We start from the raw sequence: 17,926 nt of genomic DNA on the forward strand, positions 1-17,926 counted from the left end.
CCGGATCCGGCGGCGTCTCGTGCGTTCCGGGGCGTCGTGCCGACACGACGGCGTCTCGCGGGCACTGGACCGGGCCGTCTGCATGACGTGCCGTCGGTTGCGGGCGTGCGCCGTGCCTCCAGGCCGTAGAACCAGCATGGCGACCGGAGGCGATGAGCAGATGCAGCGCAGGGACGAAGGACGGACTGGAGGCCCGTCACCCGTCCGTCAGGACGGTCGCGTCAGGAGACGGTCGGCTCAGCGGCCGTCGTCACCCTGGTCGTCACCGCGATCGTTGTTCCCGCTGCTGCCGCCGCTGTCGTTGTTGTCGTTGTTCGACGACGGTGCCTTCGGCGGCGCCGCAGCTCGTGCGCAGTAGGTGAGCGTGACGGCACTGCCCTGGGCGACGTCTCCGGCAGGGGTGTCCTGCTGGGTCACGAGTCCGCCGGTGCACGAGTAGGACGGCGCCGGGTTCACGGTGAGCCCGAGCTGCTCGACGGTGGCCTTCGCCGCCGAGTACTGCTGCTGCGTGACGTCGGGCAGCTGCACCTTGCCGTTGGAGATCGTGAGGTTGATCACGATGCCCTTGGTGTGCAGGGAACCCGACTCGGGGTCGGAGCTCAGCACCGTGCCCTCGGGGACGTCGGCCGAGTAGTCGCTCGAGATCGCTCCGAGACGGAATCCGGCGTCGTCGAGGGACTGTTGCGCAGCCGCTTGCGATTGCCCGTTGAGCTCGGGCACGGGGACGCGTTCCGGACCGAGGGAGACCACGACGTTGACGTTCTGGTTGCGCCCGACGTTCACCCCGGAGCCCGGGTCCGTCCGGATGACCGTGCCCTTGTCGACGCTGTCGGAGTTCTCCTCGACCTTGACGGGCTTGAGGTCCTTCTTGTCGAGGGCGCTGGCCGCGGCGCTGTAGGTCGACCCGGCCACGTTGGGCACGCTGACCGAGGACGACACCGGCGGCTTGCCCGGCTGCAGGTTCGCGACGAAGAACACCACGGCGACGATGACCGCGACGGTGAGCAGGATGCCGACCCAGATCCACGCGACCGGGGGACGGTTCTGCGTGCGCTGCGGTCGGTGCTCGGCGGTGTCGTCGTCGAGTTCGCGGAACGCTGATGCGGCGTTGGTCGTCGTGCGGGGGTCGACGCCGAAGAGCACGGTCGAGGCGTCGTTCGCCGCGTTCTGCTGCTGCTTCTTCGTGGACGCGGGCACCCGGCCGGCTGCGGCCTGCTGCAGGTCCGAGCGGAACTCGGCCGCGTTCTGGAACCGGCGCGTGCGGTCCTTGACCAGGGCATGGAGGGTCACGGCGTCGAGGGCCGGGGACACGTCGGGCGAGATCGTCGACGGTGCGACCGGCTGCTCGCTGACGTGCTGGTACGCGACCGCCACCGGGGTGTCCCCGAGGAACGGTGGGCGACCGGTGAGGAGCTCGAAGAGCACGACGCCGGTGGAGTAGAGGTCGGTGCGGGCGTCGACGGTCTCGCCGCGGGCCTGCTCCGGTGAGAAGTACGAGGCGGTGCCGAGGATCGACGTGGTCTGCGCGACCGTCGCCGAGGTGTCGGTGATGGCCCGGGCGATGCCGAAGTCCATGACCTTGACCTGGCCGGTGTGGGTGACCATGACGTTGGCGGGCTTGATGTCACGGTGGACCACGCCGGCACGGTGCGAGTACTCGAGCGCGGTGAGGATGCCCTCGGTGATGCGGACGGCTTCGTCCGGGGCGACGGCGCCCTCCGCGATGATGTCGGAGAGCGGACGGCCCTCGACGTACTCCATCACGATGAAGGGGACCTGCACCTCGGCTCCCGACGGCTCGGACACCGTCTCTTCGCCGGCGTCGTACACGCGGACGACGGTGGGGTGCGCCATGCGTGCAGCGGCCTGGGCTTCCTGCCGGAACCGCGTGCGGAAGGCCGGGTCGTTGGCGAGGCTCGGCTTGAGGAGCTTCACCGCGACCTTGCGGCCGAGGCGGGTGTCGTTGCCGAGGTGCACGGTCGCCATGCCGCCCCGACCGATGACGTCACCGATCTCGTAGCGATTGGCGAGGAGCGTGATCCCCGCGGTCACACCTTCTGGCACGTACTCCTCCGTCTGTTCGTCCGGGCTAGTGTACGGCAGCACCACCTGGTGAGACGCTGGTCAGGGAGGGGTCGACCGAACCGTTACCGAACGGTGTCGACAGTCCCCTTCCGGGGGTCGTTCACAGACCGTCCTGCGGGGTCTCGGTGGGGTTGATCCCGTCGTCCGGGTTCGTCGTCTCCTCGTCGGTGGGTTCGGTCCACTCGACCTGGGCGCCCGGCGAGGACTCGGAGACCACCGAGGAATCGGACTGCGGCGACTTGCAGGTCACCTTGTACGACAGGGTCACCTTGCCGTACTGGGCGCCGGCGACGGTCACCGCGGTACCGGAGGTGGAGCCGGAGCTGCTGCCGTTCGAGGGGACGGTGCCGTTGTCGATCGTGTACGTGTAGCTGACGTCCGAGTACCCGGCGGGGCAGCCCGTGTACGCGGGCCAGCTGAAGGTCACGCGACCGGACTCGCTGACGGTCCCGCCGGTGGCGCGCTCGGGCGCCGCTGCGGTCAGCACGTCGCCGAACGCCTTGACGGTGACGAGGGTGCCGGGAGCCAGGCTGCCCTCGGGGCTGAGCGACTCGACGGTGCCGACCTGGTCGGACGACGTGGCGTTCGACCCGGCGATGACCTCGGCCTGCAGGCCTCGGGCACGGAGCTGGTTCGCGACCTGCTCGGCGTTCTGCCCCTGGTAGTCCGCCGCCGAGACCGTGACACGGGTCTCGGTCGGCTCGGGGGACGGGGTCTGCGTGGGCGTGCGGGTCGCCTTCGGCGTGCTCGAGGACTTGGTGGGCTCGGGTTCCGGGGCGTTGTTCGCGTTGAGGGCGTACGCAGCGCCGGCGGCGATGGCGAGCACGACGATGATGCCGACGACCCACCAGATCCAGGCGCGCTTCTTCTTGGGTTCCTCGGGCTCGTCGGAGACGGGGGAGCGGGGGGTGCCCGGTCCGCCGGCCATCGCTCCGGCCTGGGTGCCGAGGAGTGCGGTCGCGGCGTCGTTCCCCTGGCCCTGGGGCGGGTTGAACGCGACGGTGCCGTTCTGCGCGATCGCGGGGACGGCCACGGTGGCCGCGGCGACGTCACCACGACGCAGCGCCTGTGCGGCGCGGGCGAGGTTCGCGGCCGTCGCGGGACGGTCTGCCGGCTTCTTCGCGATGCACGAGATGACCAGGGCCGAGACCGGCTCGGGGATGTCCCCGGGCAGCGGCGGCGGCTGCTCGTTGATGTGCGCCATCGCGATCGCGACCTGCGACTCACCGGTGAACGGACGACGACCCGCCAGGGCCTCGTACGCGACGATGCCGAGCGAGTAGATGTCGGTCGACGGCGAGGCGGGGTGGCCGCTCGCCTGCTCGGGCGACAGGTACTGCACCGTGCCCATCACCTGACCGGTCGCGGTGAGCGGGACCTGGTCGGCGATGCGGGCGATGCCGAAGTCGGTGATCTTGACGCGACCGTCGGGCGTGATGAGCAGGTTGCCGGGCTTGATGTCGCGGTGCACCAGACCGACCGCGTGTGCGGCCTGCAGGGCGTTCGCGGTCTGCGCGACGATGTCGAGCACCTTGTCGACCGGGAGCGTGTGCTCGCGCTCGATCATGGTCGACAGGGCTTCGCCGGGGACGAGCTCCATCACGAGGTAGGCGCTGCCGTCCTCCTCGCCGTAGTCGAAGACGTTGGCGATGCCCTCGTGGTTGACGAGCGCGGCGTGCCGGGCCTCGGCGCGGAAGCGCTCGAGGAAGCCGGGGTCACCGAGGTACTCGTCCTTGAGGATCTTGAGTGCGACGGTTCGGCCGATGACGAGGTCGGTCGCCTGCCACACCTCGCCCATGCCGCCGATGGCGACCCGGGAGGAGAGCTGGTACCGCCCACCGAAGGTGAGTCCGCTGGTGGGTCTCATTTGTTCAGCACCGCCTCCATGACTTTCTTCGCGACCGGGGCCGCGACCGTGTTGCCGACTCCGGACTGCCCGAGCCCGCCGCCGTTGCCGACGACGACCGCGACGGCCACCTCCGGGTCCTTGGCGGGGGCGAACCCCGTGAACCAGAGCGTGTAGGGATCGCCGGTGCCACCTTCGGCCGTGCCGGTCTTGCCGGCGACGTCGACACCGTCGATCTTGGCATTGGTACCGGTCCCCGCGCTCACGACGCTCTGCATGGCCTCGGTGAGGTCAGCGGACTCGGAGGACGACAGCGGATCACTGTACTGCTTCGGGGAGAAGGACTCGACCGTCTTCAGGTCGCTCGTGGTGATCGAGTCGACGAGTGAGGGCTGCATGACCTTGCCGCCGTTCGCGATGCCGGCCGACACCATCGCCATCTGCAGCGGGGAGACCCGGACGCTCGCCTGGCCGAAGGCGCTCAGCATGAGCTGGGCCGTCGAGTCGACGTCGGGGTACTGGCTGGCGGTCGCTGCCATCGGGATCTCGATCGCGTCGCCGAAGCCGTACTTGTCGGCCATGCTCTTGATCGCGTCGTACCCGAGCTTCTGGCCGAGTTCGGCGAAGGGGATGTTGCACGAGTACTGGATGGCCGTGCGGAGCTTGACCTTGTCGCCGCCGCCGCAGGTGCCGCCCTCGGCGTTGTTGATGTACGAGCTCGTGCCGGGCAGCTGCAGTCGCGACGGGTTCGGGAACGTGGAGTCGAGGTTGTACTTGCCGCCCTCGAGTGCCGCCGAGGCCACCACGAGCTTGAACACCGATCCGGGGGTGTACAGGTCGCCGCCGATGGCACGGTTCTGCAGCGGGGCGGTGTCGGCCCCGAGCAGCGCGTCGTACTGCCGCTTGACCTCGGCCGTGTCGTGCGAGGTGAGCGAGTTCGGGTCGTAGCTCGGCTTCGACACCATCGCGAGGATCTTGCCGGTCTTCGGCTGGATCGCGACGACGGCGCCGCTGTTGGTGCCGAGCGCGTCGTACGCGGCCTGCTGCACGTCCGGGTCGATGGTCAGGTTGACGTTGTCGCCCTGGACGTCCTGGCCGGTGAGGATCGAGTTGAGGTTCTGGAAGAACGAGGCGTCCGAGTTGCCCGAGAGGACGGTGTTCTCCGCGCTCTCGATGCCGGTGTTGCCCTGCCCGATCGTGAAGTACCCGGTGACCGCGGAGTACAGGTCACCGTTCGTGTACTTCCGCTGGTACTCGTACTGGTCGTCCACCGGGGTCGACTCGGCGATCGGGCTGCCGTCGACGAGGATGGCGCCGCGCTTGGTGGAGTAACTGTCCAAGATGGTTCGGGAGTTCCGGGAGTCGGCGCGCAACGAGTCGGCCGCGAAGAACTGGATCGACGTCGTCGACACGAAGAGTGCGACGAACATGAGCACGATGACGGTCGAGACACCGCGGAGCTGTCGGTTCATCGACGACGCTCCTTCCTGGTCGCGCGCGCAGACCGCCCGCTCGCGGCGGGGATCGCGCCCTGCTGGACGCGTTGTTCGGCTGGGATGGAATCGGTGAGTCGCAGCAGCATCGCGGCGATGATCCAGTTGGCGATGAGCGAGGAACCACCGGCGGCCATGAACGGCGTGGTCAGACCGGTCACCGGGATGATCCGGGTGATGCCACCGACGACGACGAACACCTGCAGGGCGATGATGAAGCCGAAGCCGACACCGAGCAGCTTGCCGAAGTCGTCCTGCGCCATGAACCCGACGCGGATGCCACGCGAAGCGAACACGATGAAGAGGGCGAGGATCGCGAAGACACCGATCAGGCCGAGCTCTTCACCGAGCGACGCGACGATGTAGTCGGCGTTGGCGACCGGCGTGATGTACGGCCGGCCCTGCCCGAGTCCCGTGCCGGTGATCCCGCCGTTCGCGAAGCCGAACAAGCCCTGCACGAGCTGGTAGCTCGCCTGGGTGTCGCGGCTGAAGACCTCTTGGTTGAACGGGTCGAGCCACTGTTCGAAGCGACCGCGGACGTACTCCAGGACGCTCTGCGCGACGAGGGCTCCACCGATGAACAGCGTGAGACCGATCGCGACCCAGCTGATGCGCGCCGTGGCCACGTAGATCATCACGAGGAACAGGCCGAAGTAGAGCAGCGCGGTGCCGAGGTCGCGCTGGAACACGAGGACGGCCATCGCGGCGCCCCACATGACCAGGATCGGGCCGAGGTCACGGGCACGCGGGAACGTCATGCCGAGGAACTTCTTGCCGACGATCGACAGCGAGTCGCGGGCGGTGACGAGGTACCCGGCGAAGAACAGCGCCATGGTGATCTTCGCGAGCTCACCGGGCTGGAACGAGAACGGGCCGATCTTGATCCAGACCCGCGCGCCACCGATGTTCGTGCCGATGCCCGGCAGCATCGGCAGGAGCAGCAGGACGATCGTCAGCGCCATGAAGATGTACCGGTACCGCTGCAGGAACCGGTGGTTGCGGACGGCGACGAGCGTGATGATCGCCAGGACCATCGCGAGCATCGTCCAGACGATCTGCTTCACGCCGATGGCGTCCCAGCCGGACAGGCCGTTGTGGACGTCGATGCGGTAGATCTCGGCGATGCCGATGCCGTTCAGGACGAGCGCGATCGGCAGGATGAACGGGTCGGCGTTCTTCGCCACGACCCGCAGCACCACGTGCATGACGAGCGCGAGGCCGAGGATGCCGCCGCCGACCCAGAGCACCGACTGGTCGAACAGCCGGCCCTTGGTGCCGAGCTGCACGAGCACCATCGCACCCGCGCAGATGCCGCACGCGATGACGAGCAGGAAGAGCTCGAGGTTCCGCGCGCGAGCGGGCTCCCGGAGCTTGATCGTGATCGCCTGGGTGAAGGACTGGGCGGCCGTGGCGTTGCTCATCGCGGGCTCCGCGTGGGGCTCGGCGACGGCGATCGGGTCGGCGAGGGCGACGGGGACGAGCTGGCGTCGCCGTCCCCACCGGTGCCGGCCTGGTCTTCACCGGTCGCGGCGGCCTTGCGCAGGCGCTCGACGATGTCCCGTGCGTCGGAGAGCGACTGCGCGTTGATCGTGGAGCGGACGTTCTCGCGGGTGTAGTCCGGCAGCGACGAGACCGTGATGTCGCTGTCCTCGTACACGTCCGACAGCGCCAACGGCCCGATCGACTGCTGCACGCCCTTGTAGATCGCGACGGTGCCCCGGTCGGTGCCGACGTAGTAGTGGTCCTGCGTGATCCGCCAGCCGACGAACACCGCGCCGACGAGCACCGCGACCGCGACCACGAGCGCGACGGTCCAGGACACCCGACGACGGATGCGGCGTCGGCGGTCCTCGGCGATGAGCTCGGCGAAGAACTGGTCGGACTCGGGCTCGAAGTGCGAGTCCTCGGGGGCGGTGGTGACCTTGAGCGGGTGCAGCAGGATCGTGGGGAGGCGGATCGGCTTGCGGCCGGTCGACGCCTCGAAGGTGAGCGGTGCCGCGGCGGAGCCGACCGTGGTGGCTGCGTCGTCGTCGTCCTCGGGTTCGGTGTCCGTGACGTCCATCACCACGACGGTGACGTTGTCGGGGGCGCCGTGGTCGAGCGTCTCCTTCACCAGGCGCTGCGTGACCTGGTTGGCGTCCATGTTCGACGCCAGGGCGTGTCGGATGCGCTCTTCGGCCAGGTACGAGGACAGGCCGTCGGAGCAGAGCAGCCAGCGGTCGCCCGGCTGGATGTCCATGATGGCCGTGTCGACCTCGGGTGCCGCATCGACGTCGCCCAGCACGCGCATCAGGACGGAGCGACGCGGGTGGACCGCGGCTTCCTCCGGCGTGATCCGGCCGCTGTCGACCAGCCGCTGGACGAAGGTGTGGTCGGACGTGATCTGCTGCAGCTCGCCGTCGCGGTGACGGTAGATGCGGGAGTCGCCGATGTGCGCGATCGCGATCTGCTCGCCGACGCGGATCATCGCGGACACCGTGGTGCCCATGCCGGTGAGCTCCTGGTGCTCGAACACGGTCTCGGTGATCAGCTGGTTCGCCGCGATGAGCGCCGACTGCAGCGCGAACTCGGCGTCGTGCGCCGACGGGAACTCGCGGTCGACCTCGCGGATGCGTCGGATCGCGATCGCCGAGGCGACGTCACCGCCGGCGTGGCCGCCCATGCCGTCCGCCACCGCGAACAGGTGCGCCCCGGCGTAGCCGGAGTCCTGGTTGTTCGCGCGGATGCGCCCCACGTGGGACACAGCGGCGCTCAGCGTGCGAGCGGTCATGCCGGGTTACCGCCGCAGCTCGAACGTCGTCGTCCCGATCGTGATGGGCGTGCCCTCTGCCACGAGGACGGGAGCGCTCACCTTCTGACCGTTGACGAAGGTGCCGTTCGTGGACTCGAGGTCGGTGAGGAGCCAGCCGTCGGCGCGGAGGTCGAGGCGGGCGTGGTTGGTCGAGGTGTAGTCGTCACGGATCACGACGTTCGACTCGCTCGAACGCCCGATCGTGATGGGGCCGCCACCCAGCGGCATCTCCATGCCCTCGCGCGCACCCTCGGTGATGACGAGGCGGGCCGCGGCCGGCGAGGCGGGCCGTTGCCCACTGCTCGGTTGACCGATCACGTCGGTGAAGGCACCGCTCGAGGCGGGCCCGGGGGCCGCCGCAGCGGGGACGGTGGGGGTGCTGGGCCCGGACGGCGCCGACTTGGGATCGGTCGGGATCGTGCGGACGCGCTGGCCGAAGAGATCGCTGCGCAGGGCGAACACGATCACGAAGACGAACAGCCAGAGCACGGCGAGGAACGCGAAGCGCAGGACGAGCAGGGTCAGGCCTGTGGTCATCGAGCACCTCCGTCGTTCTCCGGGATCACCCGGAACACCATACGGGTACGACCGATCTCGATGGTGGAGTCCGGCTCAACGATCACCTGCTGGAAGTGCTGACCGTTCAGTTTCGAGCCGTTCGTGGAGCCGAGATCGGTGGCCTGGGCGTGCTTGCCGTCCCACAGCACCTCGACGTGCTTCCGGCTCGTCCCGGTGTCCGCGATGGTGATGTCCGCGTCGCTGCCTCGCCCGATCACCGTGCGCCCGCGGTGCAGTCGGTGTCGCTGCGAGCCGATGTCGAGCACCGGGATCCAGGCCACGTCGCGCTGCACGGTGGTGGAGTCGACCTGCAGGATGCCCGTCGAGAGCGTGCCGTCCTGCTGGAGCCGGATGGTGACCGGGCCGGAGAACGAGTAGTTCTGCGCGACGGCGTGTTGGTGCACCATCTGGGTCAGTTCGTCGATGAGGGGGCGACCGACGTCGTTCATGCGCGTGCAGTCCGGCGGCGCCAGGCGCACGGTGAACTCGTTCGGCACGAGGATGCGTTCACGGGAGACCACCGCGGCCTTCGTGTCGAGCTCGCGCCGCAGGGCGCTCGAGATCTCGACGGGCTGCACCCCGGAGCGGAAGGTCTTCGCGAACGCGCCGTTGACGGCGCGTTCCAACCCTCGCTCGAAGTTGTCCAGCAGGCCCATGCGTCTCCCGTGTCGTCGGTCGTCAACCACTGCATGGTAGTGGTTGGCGTTGACACCCGTCTGTGCGTGGTAGTGTTTCGGGGCTGGCGCGAGTGGCGGAATTGGTAGACGCGCACGGTTCAGGTCCGTGTGCTGGAAACGGCGTGGGGGTTCAAGTCCCCCCTCGCGCACCAGGCGAAAACAGGAAAGGCCCCGGAGGAATCCGGGGCCTTTCCTGTTTCTCGGGCCGGGCCGGGGTCGGCCGTCGACGCGTCTGGCCTCAGCCCCGGTCAGCGTCCGTCGTGTGGTCGGCATCCGGCCTGGAGGCACGGCTCGGCCCCGACACGCCGGTTCCGTCGAACCCGTGGTCGGCTCTCCGGGCCTGCTGCGGGGCGAAGAACGGGCGCGCGCTGGGCAGGAACAGCAGGACCGCGGCGACGACCGACAGCGCGATCGTCAGGACCGCGAGTTCGCCGCCGGTGACGCTCAGGAGCGCGCGGAAGGCCGCGACGACGACGAGCACGATGCGCGCGACGCGGGAGCCCGCGGCCATCCGGAACACCGCCCACGTCACCAGGGCCCAGAGCACCAGGGCGACGATCCCGGCGAGGACCGGCGCCTGGCCGACCGCCGCGTCCGTCGCGAAGAACTGGAGCACCGTGGCGGCGACGCAGGCTGCCACCCACACCAACCACAGCACGAAGGACACGGTGACCACCTGCGGTCGGTCCGGTCGTCGGAGGATGAACGTCCTGGTCATGCTGCACCGTCCTCTGCCGCTCCCTGGTGCGGCACGTCGAGCGTACCGAGCGGACGGGGTCCTGCCGAGGTGCCCCGCTACGGTGACCGGGTGACCGACGAACGCACCACCGTCCAGCGTCCCGGAGTGGACGTGCCCGACGACCGTGGTCGGACGGGCCTCGACGCCGTGGGCCGTGCCCTGGACCGCAACCCCGACGTCGTCGTGCGGGACGTCGAGGTGGTGTCGAACGGGTGGCACGTGCTCCGCCGCACGACCCTCGACGTCCGGCGCCGTGACGGTCGGTGGGACCGGCAGCAGCGCGAGACCTACGACCGCGGGAACGGCGCGACGGTGCTGCCGTACGACGCCGAGCGCGGCACCGTCCTGCTCACGCGGCAGTTCCGGTGGCCCGCGTACGTGAACGGACACCCGGACGGCATGTTGATCGAGGCCGCGGCGGGACTGCTCGACGAGGACGACCCCGAGACCGCGGTCCGGCGTGAAGCCGCCGAGGAGCTCGGCATCCGGCTCGGCGCGCTCGAGCACCTGGGCGACGTGTTCATGAGCCCCGGTTCGGTCACCGAGCGGGTCCACTTCTACCTCGGCGCGTACACGCCGACCGACCGGGTCGAGGCCGGGGGCGGCATCGAGGACGAGGGCGAGGACATCGAGGTGCTCGAGGTGCAGCTCGACGAGGCGCTCGCGATGGTGGCGGACGGTCGGATAGCCGACGGCAAGACGATCATGCTGCTGCAGTGGGTGGCAATGCGGTCAGTGGCACTGCGGCGGGTGTCACCCCGACAGGGCTGACCCGTCCAGGCCCACCGCTCGTGCGATCGTCGTGCGGACCAGGGCCTCGCGGGTCGGGCGGTCGAGGTAGTCGACCAGGGCGTACCCGTTGGTGGCGTCGACGAGCGCGAAGAGCAGGCGTCCGACGCCGTCCGGGTCGTCGGTGTGCAGCACACCCGCGCGCACCCCGTCGACGACGACCGTGGTGGCGAGGAGCTGCCAGTCGTCCATGACGTCCCGTGCCGCGGTCGCCAGTGCCGCGTTCGTGCGGCCGATGCTCCACGCGTCGGCCCACAGGGTGGCGACGTCGTCGCGCGCGGGGTCGGCGATGCAACCGAGCAGGGTGCGGAGGCCGGAGACGGGGTCGGGCGCAGCGGCGACGATCGCGCGGACCTCGGCGACCTCGGCGTCCGCGACGGTGCGGAACGTCTCGCCGACCAGGTCCTCCATGCTCGGGCGGTAGTGGGCGACGAGCGAGGGTGCGACCCCGATCACGGCGGCGACCCCGCGGAGCGTCACCGCCGCGAGGCCCTCGGCACGCGCCAGTTCGACGGCGGCCACCGTGATCTGGGATCCGCGTTCGGCCGGGCTCAGGCGCCGGCGGGCCGGTGTCGACGGCATCGTCCCACCGTATCCGCGCGTCACGCGCCCTCGACCACGAAGGCTGCCCAGAGGTCGGCCCGGGTCGAGAAGACGGAGAGGTCACGGTCGAGGAGCCGACCGGCGTGCTCCACCCGGGCGCGGGCGGTGTGCCGGTGGATGCCGAGGACCCGTGCGGCGCGGTCGTACTCGCAGTTCTCCTGCAGCCAGGTCCGGACGGTGCCCGTGAGCTCGGTGCCGGCCGTGCGGTCGTGGTCGAGCAGTGGGGCGAGGAAGGCGCGGGCGACCGCACCGGCGGCCACGTCGACGTGGGCGAGGTGGGCGAGCACCCCCTCTCGGGCGAGGTCGCCGAACTCGGTGGTGCCCGGGCGTCCCTCACGGCGTCGGTCGAGTGCTTGCACGGCCTCGGTGCGGGCGCGTCCGAACGACCGGTACGCGGCGCCGTCGGACAGGCCGGCGCGCAGGTCGAAGCGGTCGACGACTTCGGCGACGATCCCGGTGTCGTCCGCGTTCACGCAGAGGAACACGGCGTCGTCGACCGCGAAGAACAGGTGCCCCGGCCGGTCCTGCACCCACAGTTCGAGCAGGTCCACCACGGTGTCGAGGTCGTGGTCGGGGACGTCGACGGCCGCGATCCGGACGGGTTCGGCGGGCAGCGGCCCCCACACCTCGCGTGACGTCGCCTGCACCACCTCGGGTTCGCCGACGGACAGCATCGTGAGGAGTCCGGTCCGCAGGAGTCCGCGGGCACGGGCGAGCTCGCGGTTCTGCTGCAGGGCGAGGCCGGCCAGGGCGATGACGGCCGTGACGACCTCGCGTCCGGCCCGGTCGAGTGCTCCGCCGTTCGCGATCGCGAGCACGCCGCTCAGGTGCCCGCCGCTGCCGAGCGTCTGCAGGGTGTACCCGACGCCCCGGTCCGTGGCGACCGGCAGGCTCGCCCGCTGCCCGGAGCGCAGCAGCCGCAGCGCCTCGGTCCGCAGGAGGTCGAGGTCGGCAGCGGGCAGCGCGTCGGCGGGGTGTCCGCGGTCGAGCCGACCGGAGACGTCGAACAGGCCGACCCACCCGTCGAGCTGCCGGGACAGCTCGGCGATGGTCGCGCCGAGTCCGTCCGGTCGCATCGCGGCGAGCGAGATGGCACGCTGCGCGGCGAGGGCCCAGGCACCGCGTGCGTTGGCGTCCCGCGCGACCGCTTCGGCGTTGGCCTGCGCGACCGCGATGAAGGAGGTCTCGTAGGGCACCTCGAACAGCGGCAGTCCGTGCCGGGTGCAGGCGGCGATCAGGACGTCGGGGGTGCCGGCGCGGACGACCTCGGTGCCGAACCCGAGCGCCACGACACCGCGGTCCACGAGCCGGCGGACGTAGGCCTCGGCGACGTCGTCGCGGACGTCGGCCTCGGCACCGAACTGCGTGCCGGTCGTGAGCAGCCCCTGACCCTCGGCGAGGAACGGGGTCGGGTCCTCGAGGTCCGAGCTGTGCAGCCAGGACAGCGGGGCATCGAGGGCGTGCTCGTCCGCGTCGGTGAGCGGGCGCAGGTGGAGTTCACGCCGGTGCAGCAGGGAGCGCAGCGTTGCGGGCATGCCGTCACCCTATCCACCGGGTCGATCCGCCCGGGGGTCGATGTACGCCGTGGACAGTACGAGTGTGCGGTGGTGGCTCCTACCATCGCGGCATGTCCTCCACCGCAGCGTCCGCGACCCGAGCGACCACCGGCGGCCCGTCGCTGCCCCAGGAACGACGGCTCGTCACCGCCGTCCCTGGTCCGCGATCGCAGGAGCTGCTCGCCCGGAAGGCCGGCGCCGTCGCGGCCGGGGTCGGCGTCGCCGTGCCCATCGCGGTCGTCGCGGCCGGTGGCGGCGTGGTGGTCGACGCCGACGGCAACTCGTTCGTCGACCTCGGGTCCGGGATCGCCGTGACGTCGGTCGGCAACGCCCACCCCGGCGTGGTCGCCGCCGTCACCGAGCAGGTCGCGGCCTTCACGCACACGTGCTTCACCATCGCCGCCTACGACGGGTACGTCGCCGTCGCCGAGGCGCTCAACCGTCTGACCCCCGGCGACCACGAGAAGCGGACGGCGCTGTTCAACTCGGGGGCCGAGGCCGTCGAGAACGCCGTCAAGATCGCCCGGAAGCACACCGGTCGGCAGGCCGTCGTCGTCTTCGACCACGCCTACCACGGCCGCACGAACCTGACGATGGCGCTGACCGCGAAGAACCAGCCCTACAAGAACGGCTTCGGGCCGTTCGCACCCGAGGTCTACCGCGTCCCGATGTCGTACCCGTTCCACGACGGGCTGTCGGGGCCGGAAGCGGCGAAGCGTGCGATCAGCCAGATCGAGAAGCAGGTCGGCGCCGAGAACACCGCCGCGGTCCTGATCGAACCGATCCAGGGCGAGGGCGGCTTCGTCGTCCCGGCACCGGGGTTCCTGACCGCGCTGTCCGAGTGGACCGCCGCCAACGGCGTCGTGTTCATCGCCGACGAGGTGCAGACCGGGTTCGCCCGCACCGGCGCGATGTTCGCCAGCGAGCACGAGGGGATCGTGCCCGACGTCGTCACGACCGCGAAGGGCATGGCCGGCGGACTCCCGCTGTCCGGCGTGACCGGGCGTGCGGCGATCATGGACTCCGCCCACGTCGGCGGCCTCGGCGGGACCTACGGCGGCAACCCGATCGCCTGCGCCGCAGCCCTCGCGGCCATCGACGCCTTCGAGCACGACGGACTCGTCGAGCGCGCCGGGGCGATCGGCACGGTCCTGCTCGACGCCCTGCACAGCGCCCAGGCCGACGACCCCCGCATCGGCGACGTCCGCGGCCGCGGTGCCATGGTCGCGATGGAGCTCGTCGACCCCGCCACCGGCGATCCCGACCCCGGGCTCACGGGACGGGTGGTGCGGTACGCGTTCGAGCACGGCGTCATCGCCCTCACGGCCGGCACGTACGGCAACGTCGTGCGCTTCCTGCCGCCGCTGTCGATCGACGACGACCTGCTCCGCGACGGCCTGACCGTCGTCCTCGACGGGCTGGCCGCGTCGTGAGCGCGACCATCCCCGCGACAGCCTGGCCCAGCGTCCCCGACGCCACCGGACCAGCCGCCGAACAGGCGGTGCTCGACCGCGTCCCCACGGGCCTCCTGGTCGACGGTGTCTGGCAGCCGGCGGCCGACGACGCGACCTTCGCCGTCGTCGACCCTGCGACCGGCGAAACACTCCTGCACATCGCCGACGCCTCACCCGAGGACGGCCGGAAGGCGCTCGACGCCGCCGTCGCCGCACGGCACGGCTGGGCGACCACGCCCCCGCGGCAGCGCGCCGAGGTGCTGCGCCGCGCGTTCGACCTGCTGCAGGAGCGACGCGAGGAGTTCGCGCTCCTGATGACGCTGGAGATGGGCAAGCCCCTGGCCGAGGCCCGCGGCGAGGTCGCGTACGGCGGCGAGTTCCTCCGCTGGTTCTCGGAGGAAGCGGTCCGGATCGGCGGTTCGTACGGCACCAACCCCGAGGGGACCGGCCGCGCCACCGTCTCGCACAAGCCCGTCGGGCCCGCGTTCCTGATCACGCCGTGGAACTTCCCGTTGGCGATGGCGACCCGCAAGATCGCTCCGGCGCTCGCCGCCGGCTGCACCGTCGTCGTGAAACCGGCCGAACTGACGCCGCTGACCACCCTGCTGTTCGCCGACCTGCTCGTCGAGGCCGGCGTGCCCGCCGGCGTCGTCAACGTCGTCCCGACCACGCACGCCGCCGACGTCTCCGCGCCCGTGATCGCCGACCCCCGCCTGCGGAAGCTGTCGTTCACCGGTTCGACGCCGGTCGGACGGACGCTGCTCGGCCAGGCGGCGCAGAACGTGCTCCGGACGAGCATGGAGCTCGGGGGCAACGCCCCGTTCCTGGTGTTCGCCGACGCCGACCTCGACCTGGCGGTGGAGGGCGCGCTCGCCGCGAAGTTCCGGAACACCGGCCAGGCCTGCACCGCCGCGAACCGGTTCCTGGTGCACGAGGACGTCGCCGACGAGTTCACCCGCCGGGTCACCGAGCGGGTTGCCGCGATGCGGGTCGGCCGGGGGACCGAGGACGGCGTCGCCATCGGGCCGCTCATCGACGCCCGCGCCGTGGACAAGGCGCACCGCCTGGTCACCGACGCGGTCGAGCGCGGGGCGACGGTCCGGACCGGCGGACACCCGGTCGACGGGCCCGGCACGTTCTACGCGCCGACCGTCCTGACCGACGTGCAGCCGGGCAGCGCGATCCTCGACGACGAGATCTTCGGGCCGGTGCTCGCGATCCGCACGTTCCGCTCCGAGGACGAGGCCGTGGCCGCCGCGAACGACACCGAGTACGGTCTGGTCGGCTACGCCTTCACCGAGGACCCGGCACGCGGGCAGCGCCTGATGGAGCGGCTCGAGACCGGCATGCTGGGGCTGAACACCGGGGTCGTGTCGAACGCCTCGGCACCGTTCGGCGGCGTGAAGCAGTCCGGCCTCGGTCGCGAGGGCGGCGGCGAGGGCATCGCCGAGTACCTCGAGACCATGTACACGCTCACCCCGGACCCGTTCCGGCACACCGACAGCACCACGACCGCACAGGGAGCAGCTCGATGATCGAGAAGGACGTCGTCGTCATCGGAGCCGGTGTCGCCGGTCTCACCGCCGCGAACCGCCTGCGGGCTGCCGGCCTGCGGGTCGCCGTGCTCGAGGCCCGCGACCGCGTGGGGGGCCGCACCTGGACGAACGACATCGACGGGGTGACCCTGGAGATCGGCGGGCAGTGGGTCTCGCCCGACCAGACCGCACTGCTCGAGACCCTCGACGAGCTCGGCCTGCAGACGTACGACCGGTACCGCGAGGGCTCCAGCGTCTACGTCGACGCCGACGGCACCCGGACCGAGTACACCGGCGACATCTTCCCCCTGCCCGAGCCCACGGCGAACGAGATCGAACGGCTCGTCGCCGTCGTCGACGAGTACGTCGCGAAGGTCGACCCGGCGCGCCCCTGGGAGACCCCGGACGCAGCCGCCCTCGACGAGGTCTCGTTCCGCGCCTGGCTGCACGACCTCAGCCCCGACCGGGTCGCGACCGACAACGTCGAGCTGTTCATCGCCGGCGCCATGCTCACCAAGCCCGCGCACGCGTTCTCCGCACTGCAGGCCCTGCTGATGGCGGCGTCCGCCGGCAGCTTCACCAACCTGGTCGACGCCGACTTCATCCTGGACAAGCGGGTCGTCGGCGGCATGCAGCAGGTGTCCGAGCGGCTCGCCGAGCGCCTCGGCGACGACGTGCACCTGAACGCCCCGGTCCGGACGCTGCGCTGGGGCGACGACGGGGTCGTCGCGCTCGCCGACGGCGGGATCGAGGTGCACGCCCGACAGGCCCTCGTCGCGGTCCCGCCGCCCCTGTACTCGCGGATCTCGTACGAGCCGCCGCTGCCCCGACGCCAGCACCAGCTGCACCAGCACCTGTCGATGGGCTTCGTGATCAAGGTGCACGCCGTCTACGACCGCCCCTTCTGGCGTGCGGCGGGCCTGTCCGGCACCGCGTTCAGCCCGTACGAGGTCGTGCACGAGGCGTACGACAACACCTCGCACGGTTCCGAGCAGGGGACCCTGGTCGGGTTCGTCTCCGACCAGCACGCCGACGACCTGTTCGCGCTGTCGACCGAGGAACGGCGAGCCCGGGTGCTCGCCTCGCTGGCGCACTACTACGGTGACGAGGCCCTGTCGCCGGTCGTCTACTACGAGAGCGACTGGGGCACCGAGGAGTGGACGCGCGGCGCCTACGCGGCGAGCTTCGACCTGGGCGGGCTCGTCCGCTACGGCGCCGACCAGCGTGCCGCGGTCGGTCCGATCCGCTTCGCCTCGAGCGACCTGGCCGGGCAGGGCTACCAGCACGTCGACGGTGCCGTGCGCATCGGGCGCGAGGTCGCCGAGGAGATCCTGGTGGCCGTTCCGCAGGCCGCTGCGACGCGGTAACCACCTCGGTGGGTCACGGCTGAGTGACCTGTCCAGGTACTGACGTACCCAGGCGCTCGCGCGTACCGTCCGGGCCATGAGTGACGCAGCGAACGGGTCCAGTGACCCCACCAAGGACCAGGAGCAGTACACCGAGGACCTGCCGGACGGGTCGCCCACGGGCGACGCGACGGAGGACCCGCAGCAGGACAGCGACACGGACTCCGGCGGCGAGCCCGCCGACCCGCAGCAGTAGCGGCGACCGCACGGCGGCGCGGTGGTGCGGCGGCGCGGCGGCGTGAGACGCCGGCGTGTTCGCTCGACGCCTCCACGTCAGCGAGACGCCGCCGGATCCGGCGGCGTCTCGCGCGTTCCGCGGCGTCGAAGCGTGACGACGGCGTCTTCCGGTGGCGACGTGGGAGGGGCGACCGACGAGCGGACGGGAGGCGCGGTG

General features: G+C 70.9%; 15 protein-coding genes and 1 tRNA gene. 6 read left to right on the plus strand and 10 right to left on the minus strand.

Translation table 11 applies throughout. From position 1 onward, the window contains the following. Positions 1-237 precede the first annotated feature (237 nt). From pknB to BIU91_RS02925, 7 genes are all read right to left on the minus strand, one after another. Positions 238-2,064 (minus strand): Stk1 family PASTA domain-containing Ser/Thr kinase, encoded by a 1,827-nt coding sequence (pknB, locus tag BIU91_RS02895; RefSeq protein ID WP_290439500.1) that lies wholly within the window; start codon positions 2,062-2,064, stop codon positions 238-240. 121 nt (positions 2,065-2,185) lie between these two features. Beyond that, a complete protein-coding gene (locus BIU91_RS02900) occupies positions 2,186-3,952 on the minus strand; it encodes a serine/threonine-protein kinase (protein ID WP_071404140.1) in 1,767 nt (588 codons plus the stop codon). After that, complete coding sequence (locus BIU91_RS02905) at positions 3,949-5,403, minus strand: penicillin-binding protein 2 (RefSeq protein WP_071404141.1); 1,455 nt, start codon at positions 5,401-5,403, stop codon at positions 3,949-3,951. The genes BIU91_RS02900 and BIU91_RS02905 overlap by 4 nt, the downstream gene beginning before the upstream one ends. Continuing rightward, positions 5,400-6,845, minus strand: coding sequence for an FtsW/RodA/SpoVE family cell cycle protein (locus BIU91_RS02910; RefSeq protein ID WP_071404142.1), 1,446 nt, complete (start codon positions 6,843-6,845; stop codon positions 5,400-5,402). Before BIU91_RS02910 ends, BIU91_RS02905 begins: the two co-directional genes overlap by 4 nt. After that, a complete protein-coding gene (locus BIU91_RS02915) occupies positions 6,842-8,194 on the minus strand; it encodes a Stp1/IreP family PP2C-type Ser/Thr phosphatase (protein ID WP_071404143.1) in 1,353 nt (450 codons plus the stop codon). Before BIU91_RS02915 ends, BIU91_RS02910 begins: the two co-directional genes overlap by 4 nt. Before the next feature lie 6 nt (positions 8,195-8,200). Further along, entirely contained in the window at positions 8,201-8,752 is a 552-nt protein-coding gene (locus BIU91_RS02920; protein WP_071404144.1) for an FHA domain-containing protein, read from the minus strand. Next, on the minus strand, positions 8,749-9,429 hold the full coding sequence (locus BIU91_RS02925; RefSeq protein ID WP_071404145.1) for a DUF3662 and FHA domain-containing protein: 681 nt from the start codon (positions 9,427-9,429) through the stop codon (positions 8,749-8,751). Before BIU91_RS02925 ends, BIU91_RS02920 begins: the two co-directional genes overlap by 4 nt. An 86-nt stretch (positions 9,430-9,515) precedes the next feature. Between BIU91_RS02925 and BIU91_RS02930 the strand changes: the two genes are divergently transcribed. Continuing rightward, a tRNA-Leu gene (locus BIU91_RS02930) sits at positions 9,516-9,602 on the plus strand. Between the two features lie 86 nt (positions 9,603-9,688). On the opposite strand, the gene BIU91_RS02935 is transcribed toward BIU91_RS02930, so the two are convergent. Then, positions 9,689-10,168 (minus strand): hypothetical protein, encoded by a 480-nt coding sequence (locus BIU91_RS02935; RefSeq protein WP_071404146.1) that lies wholly within the window; start codon positions 10,166-10,168, stop codon positions 9,689-9,691. Between the two features lie 90 nt (positions 10,169-10,258). Here BIU91_RS02935 and BIU91_RS02940 point away from each other — a divergent pair, with 90 nt between their 5' ends. Then, positions 10,259-10,960, plus strand: coding sequence for an NUDIX domain-containing protein (locus tag BIU91_RS02940; protein WP_071404156.1), 702 nt, complete (start codon positions 10,259-10,261; stop codon positions 10,958-10,960). Here BIU91_RS02940 and BIU91_RS02945 read toward each other — a convergent pair. Beyond that, the gene (locus tag BIU91_RS02945) at positions 10,943-11,560 is read right to left on the minus strand and encodes a TetR family transcriptional regulator (RefSeq protein ID WP_071404147.1); all 618 of its coding nucleotides are present in this window, start codon (positions 11,558-11,560) and stop codon (positions 10,943-10,945) included. The genes BIU91_RS02940 and BIU91_RS02945 overlap by 18 nt on opposite strands. Before the next feature lie 20 nt (positions 11,561-11,580). Then, the gene (locus tag BIU91_RS02950; protein ID WP_071404148.1) at positions 11,581-13,116 is read right to left on the minus strand and encodes a PucR family transcriptional regulator; all 1,536 of its coding nucleotides are present in this window, start codon (positions 13,114-13,116) and stop codon (positions 11,581-11,583) included. Between the two features lie 92 nt (positions 13,117-13,208). On the opposite strand from BIU91_RS02950, the gene gabT reads away from it, so the two are divergent. The 4 genes from gabT to BIU91_RS18740 all read left to right on the plus strand — a co-directional run bounded on the left by gabT (position 13,209) and on the right by BIU91_RS18740 (position 17,728). Continuing rightward, a complete protein-coding gene (gabT, locus tag BIU91_RS02955; protein WP_071404149.1) occupies positions 13,209-14,570 on the plus strand; it encodes a 4-aminobutyrate--2-oxoglutarate transaminase in 1,362 nt (453 codons plus the stop codon). A 95-nt stretch (positions 14,571-14,665) separates the two neighbouring features. After that, positions 14,666-16,126 carry an NAD-dependent succinate-semialdehyde dehydrogenase gene (locus BIU91_RS02960; RefSeq protein WP_253183672.1) on the plus strand — a complete coding sequence of 487 codons (1,461 nt, stop codon included), beginning with the start codon at positions 14,666-14,668 and terminating at the stop codon, positions 16,124-16,126. After that, a complete protein-coding gene (locus BIU91_RS02965; protein WP_071404150.1) occupies positions 16,123-17,493 on the plus strand; it encodes an NAD(P)/FAD-dependent oxidoreductase in 1,371 nt (456 codons plus the stop codon). The genes BIU91_RS02960 and BIU91_RS02965 overlap by 4 nt, the downstream gene beginning before the upstream one ends. A gap of 76 nt (positions 17,494-17,569) precedes the next feature. Continuing rightward, positions 17,570-17,728: a hypothetical protein gene (locus tag BIU91_RS18740; protein ID WP_155896911.1), complete on the plus strand. Its 159-nt coding sequence runs from the start codon at positions 17,570-17,572 to the stop codon at positions 17,726-17,728. Positions 17,729-17,926 lie beyond the last annotated feature (198 nt).

The sequence above is a fragment of the Curtobacterium sp. MMLR14_002 genome (assembly GCF_001864975.1).
Classification (GTDB): Bacteria; Actinomycetota; Actinomycetes; order Actinomycetales; family Microbacteriaceae; genus Curtobacterium; species Curtobacterium flaccumfaciens.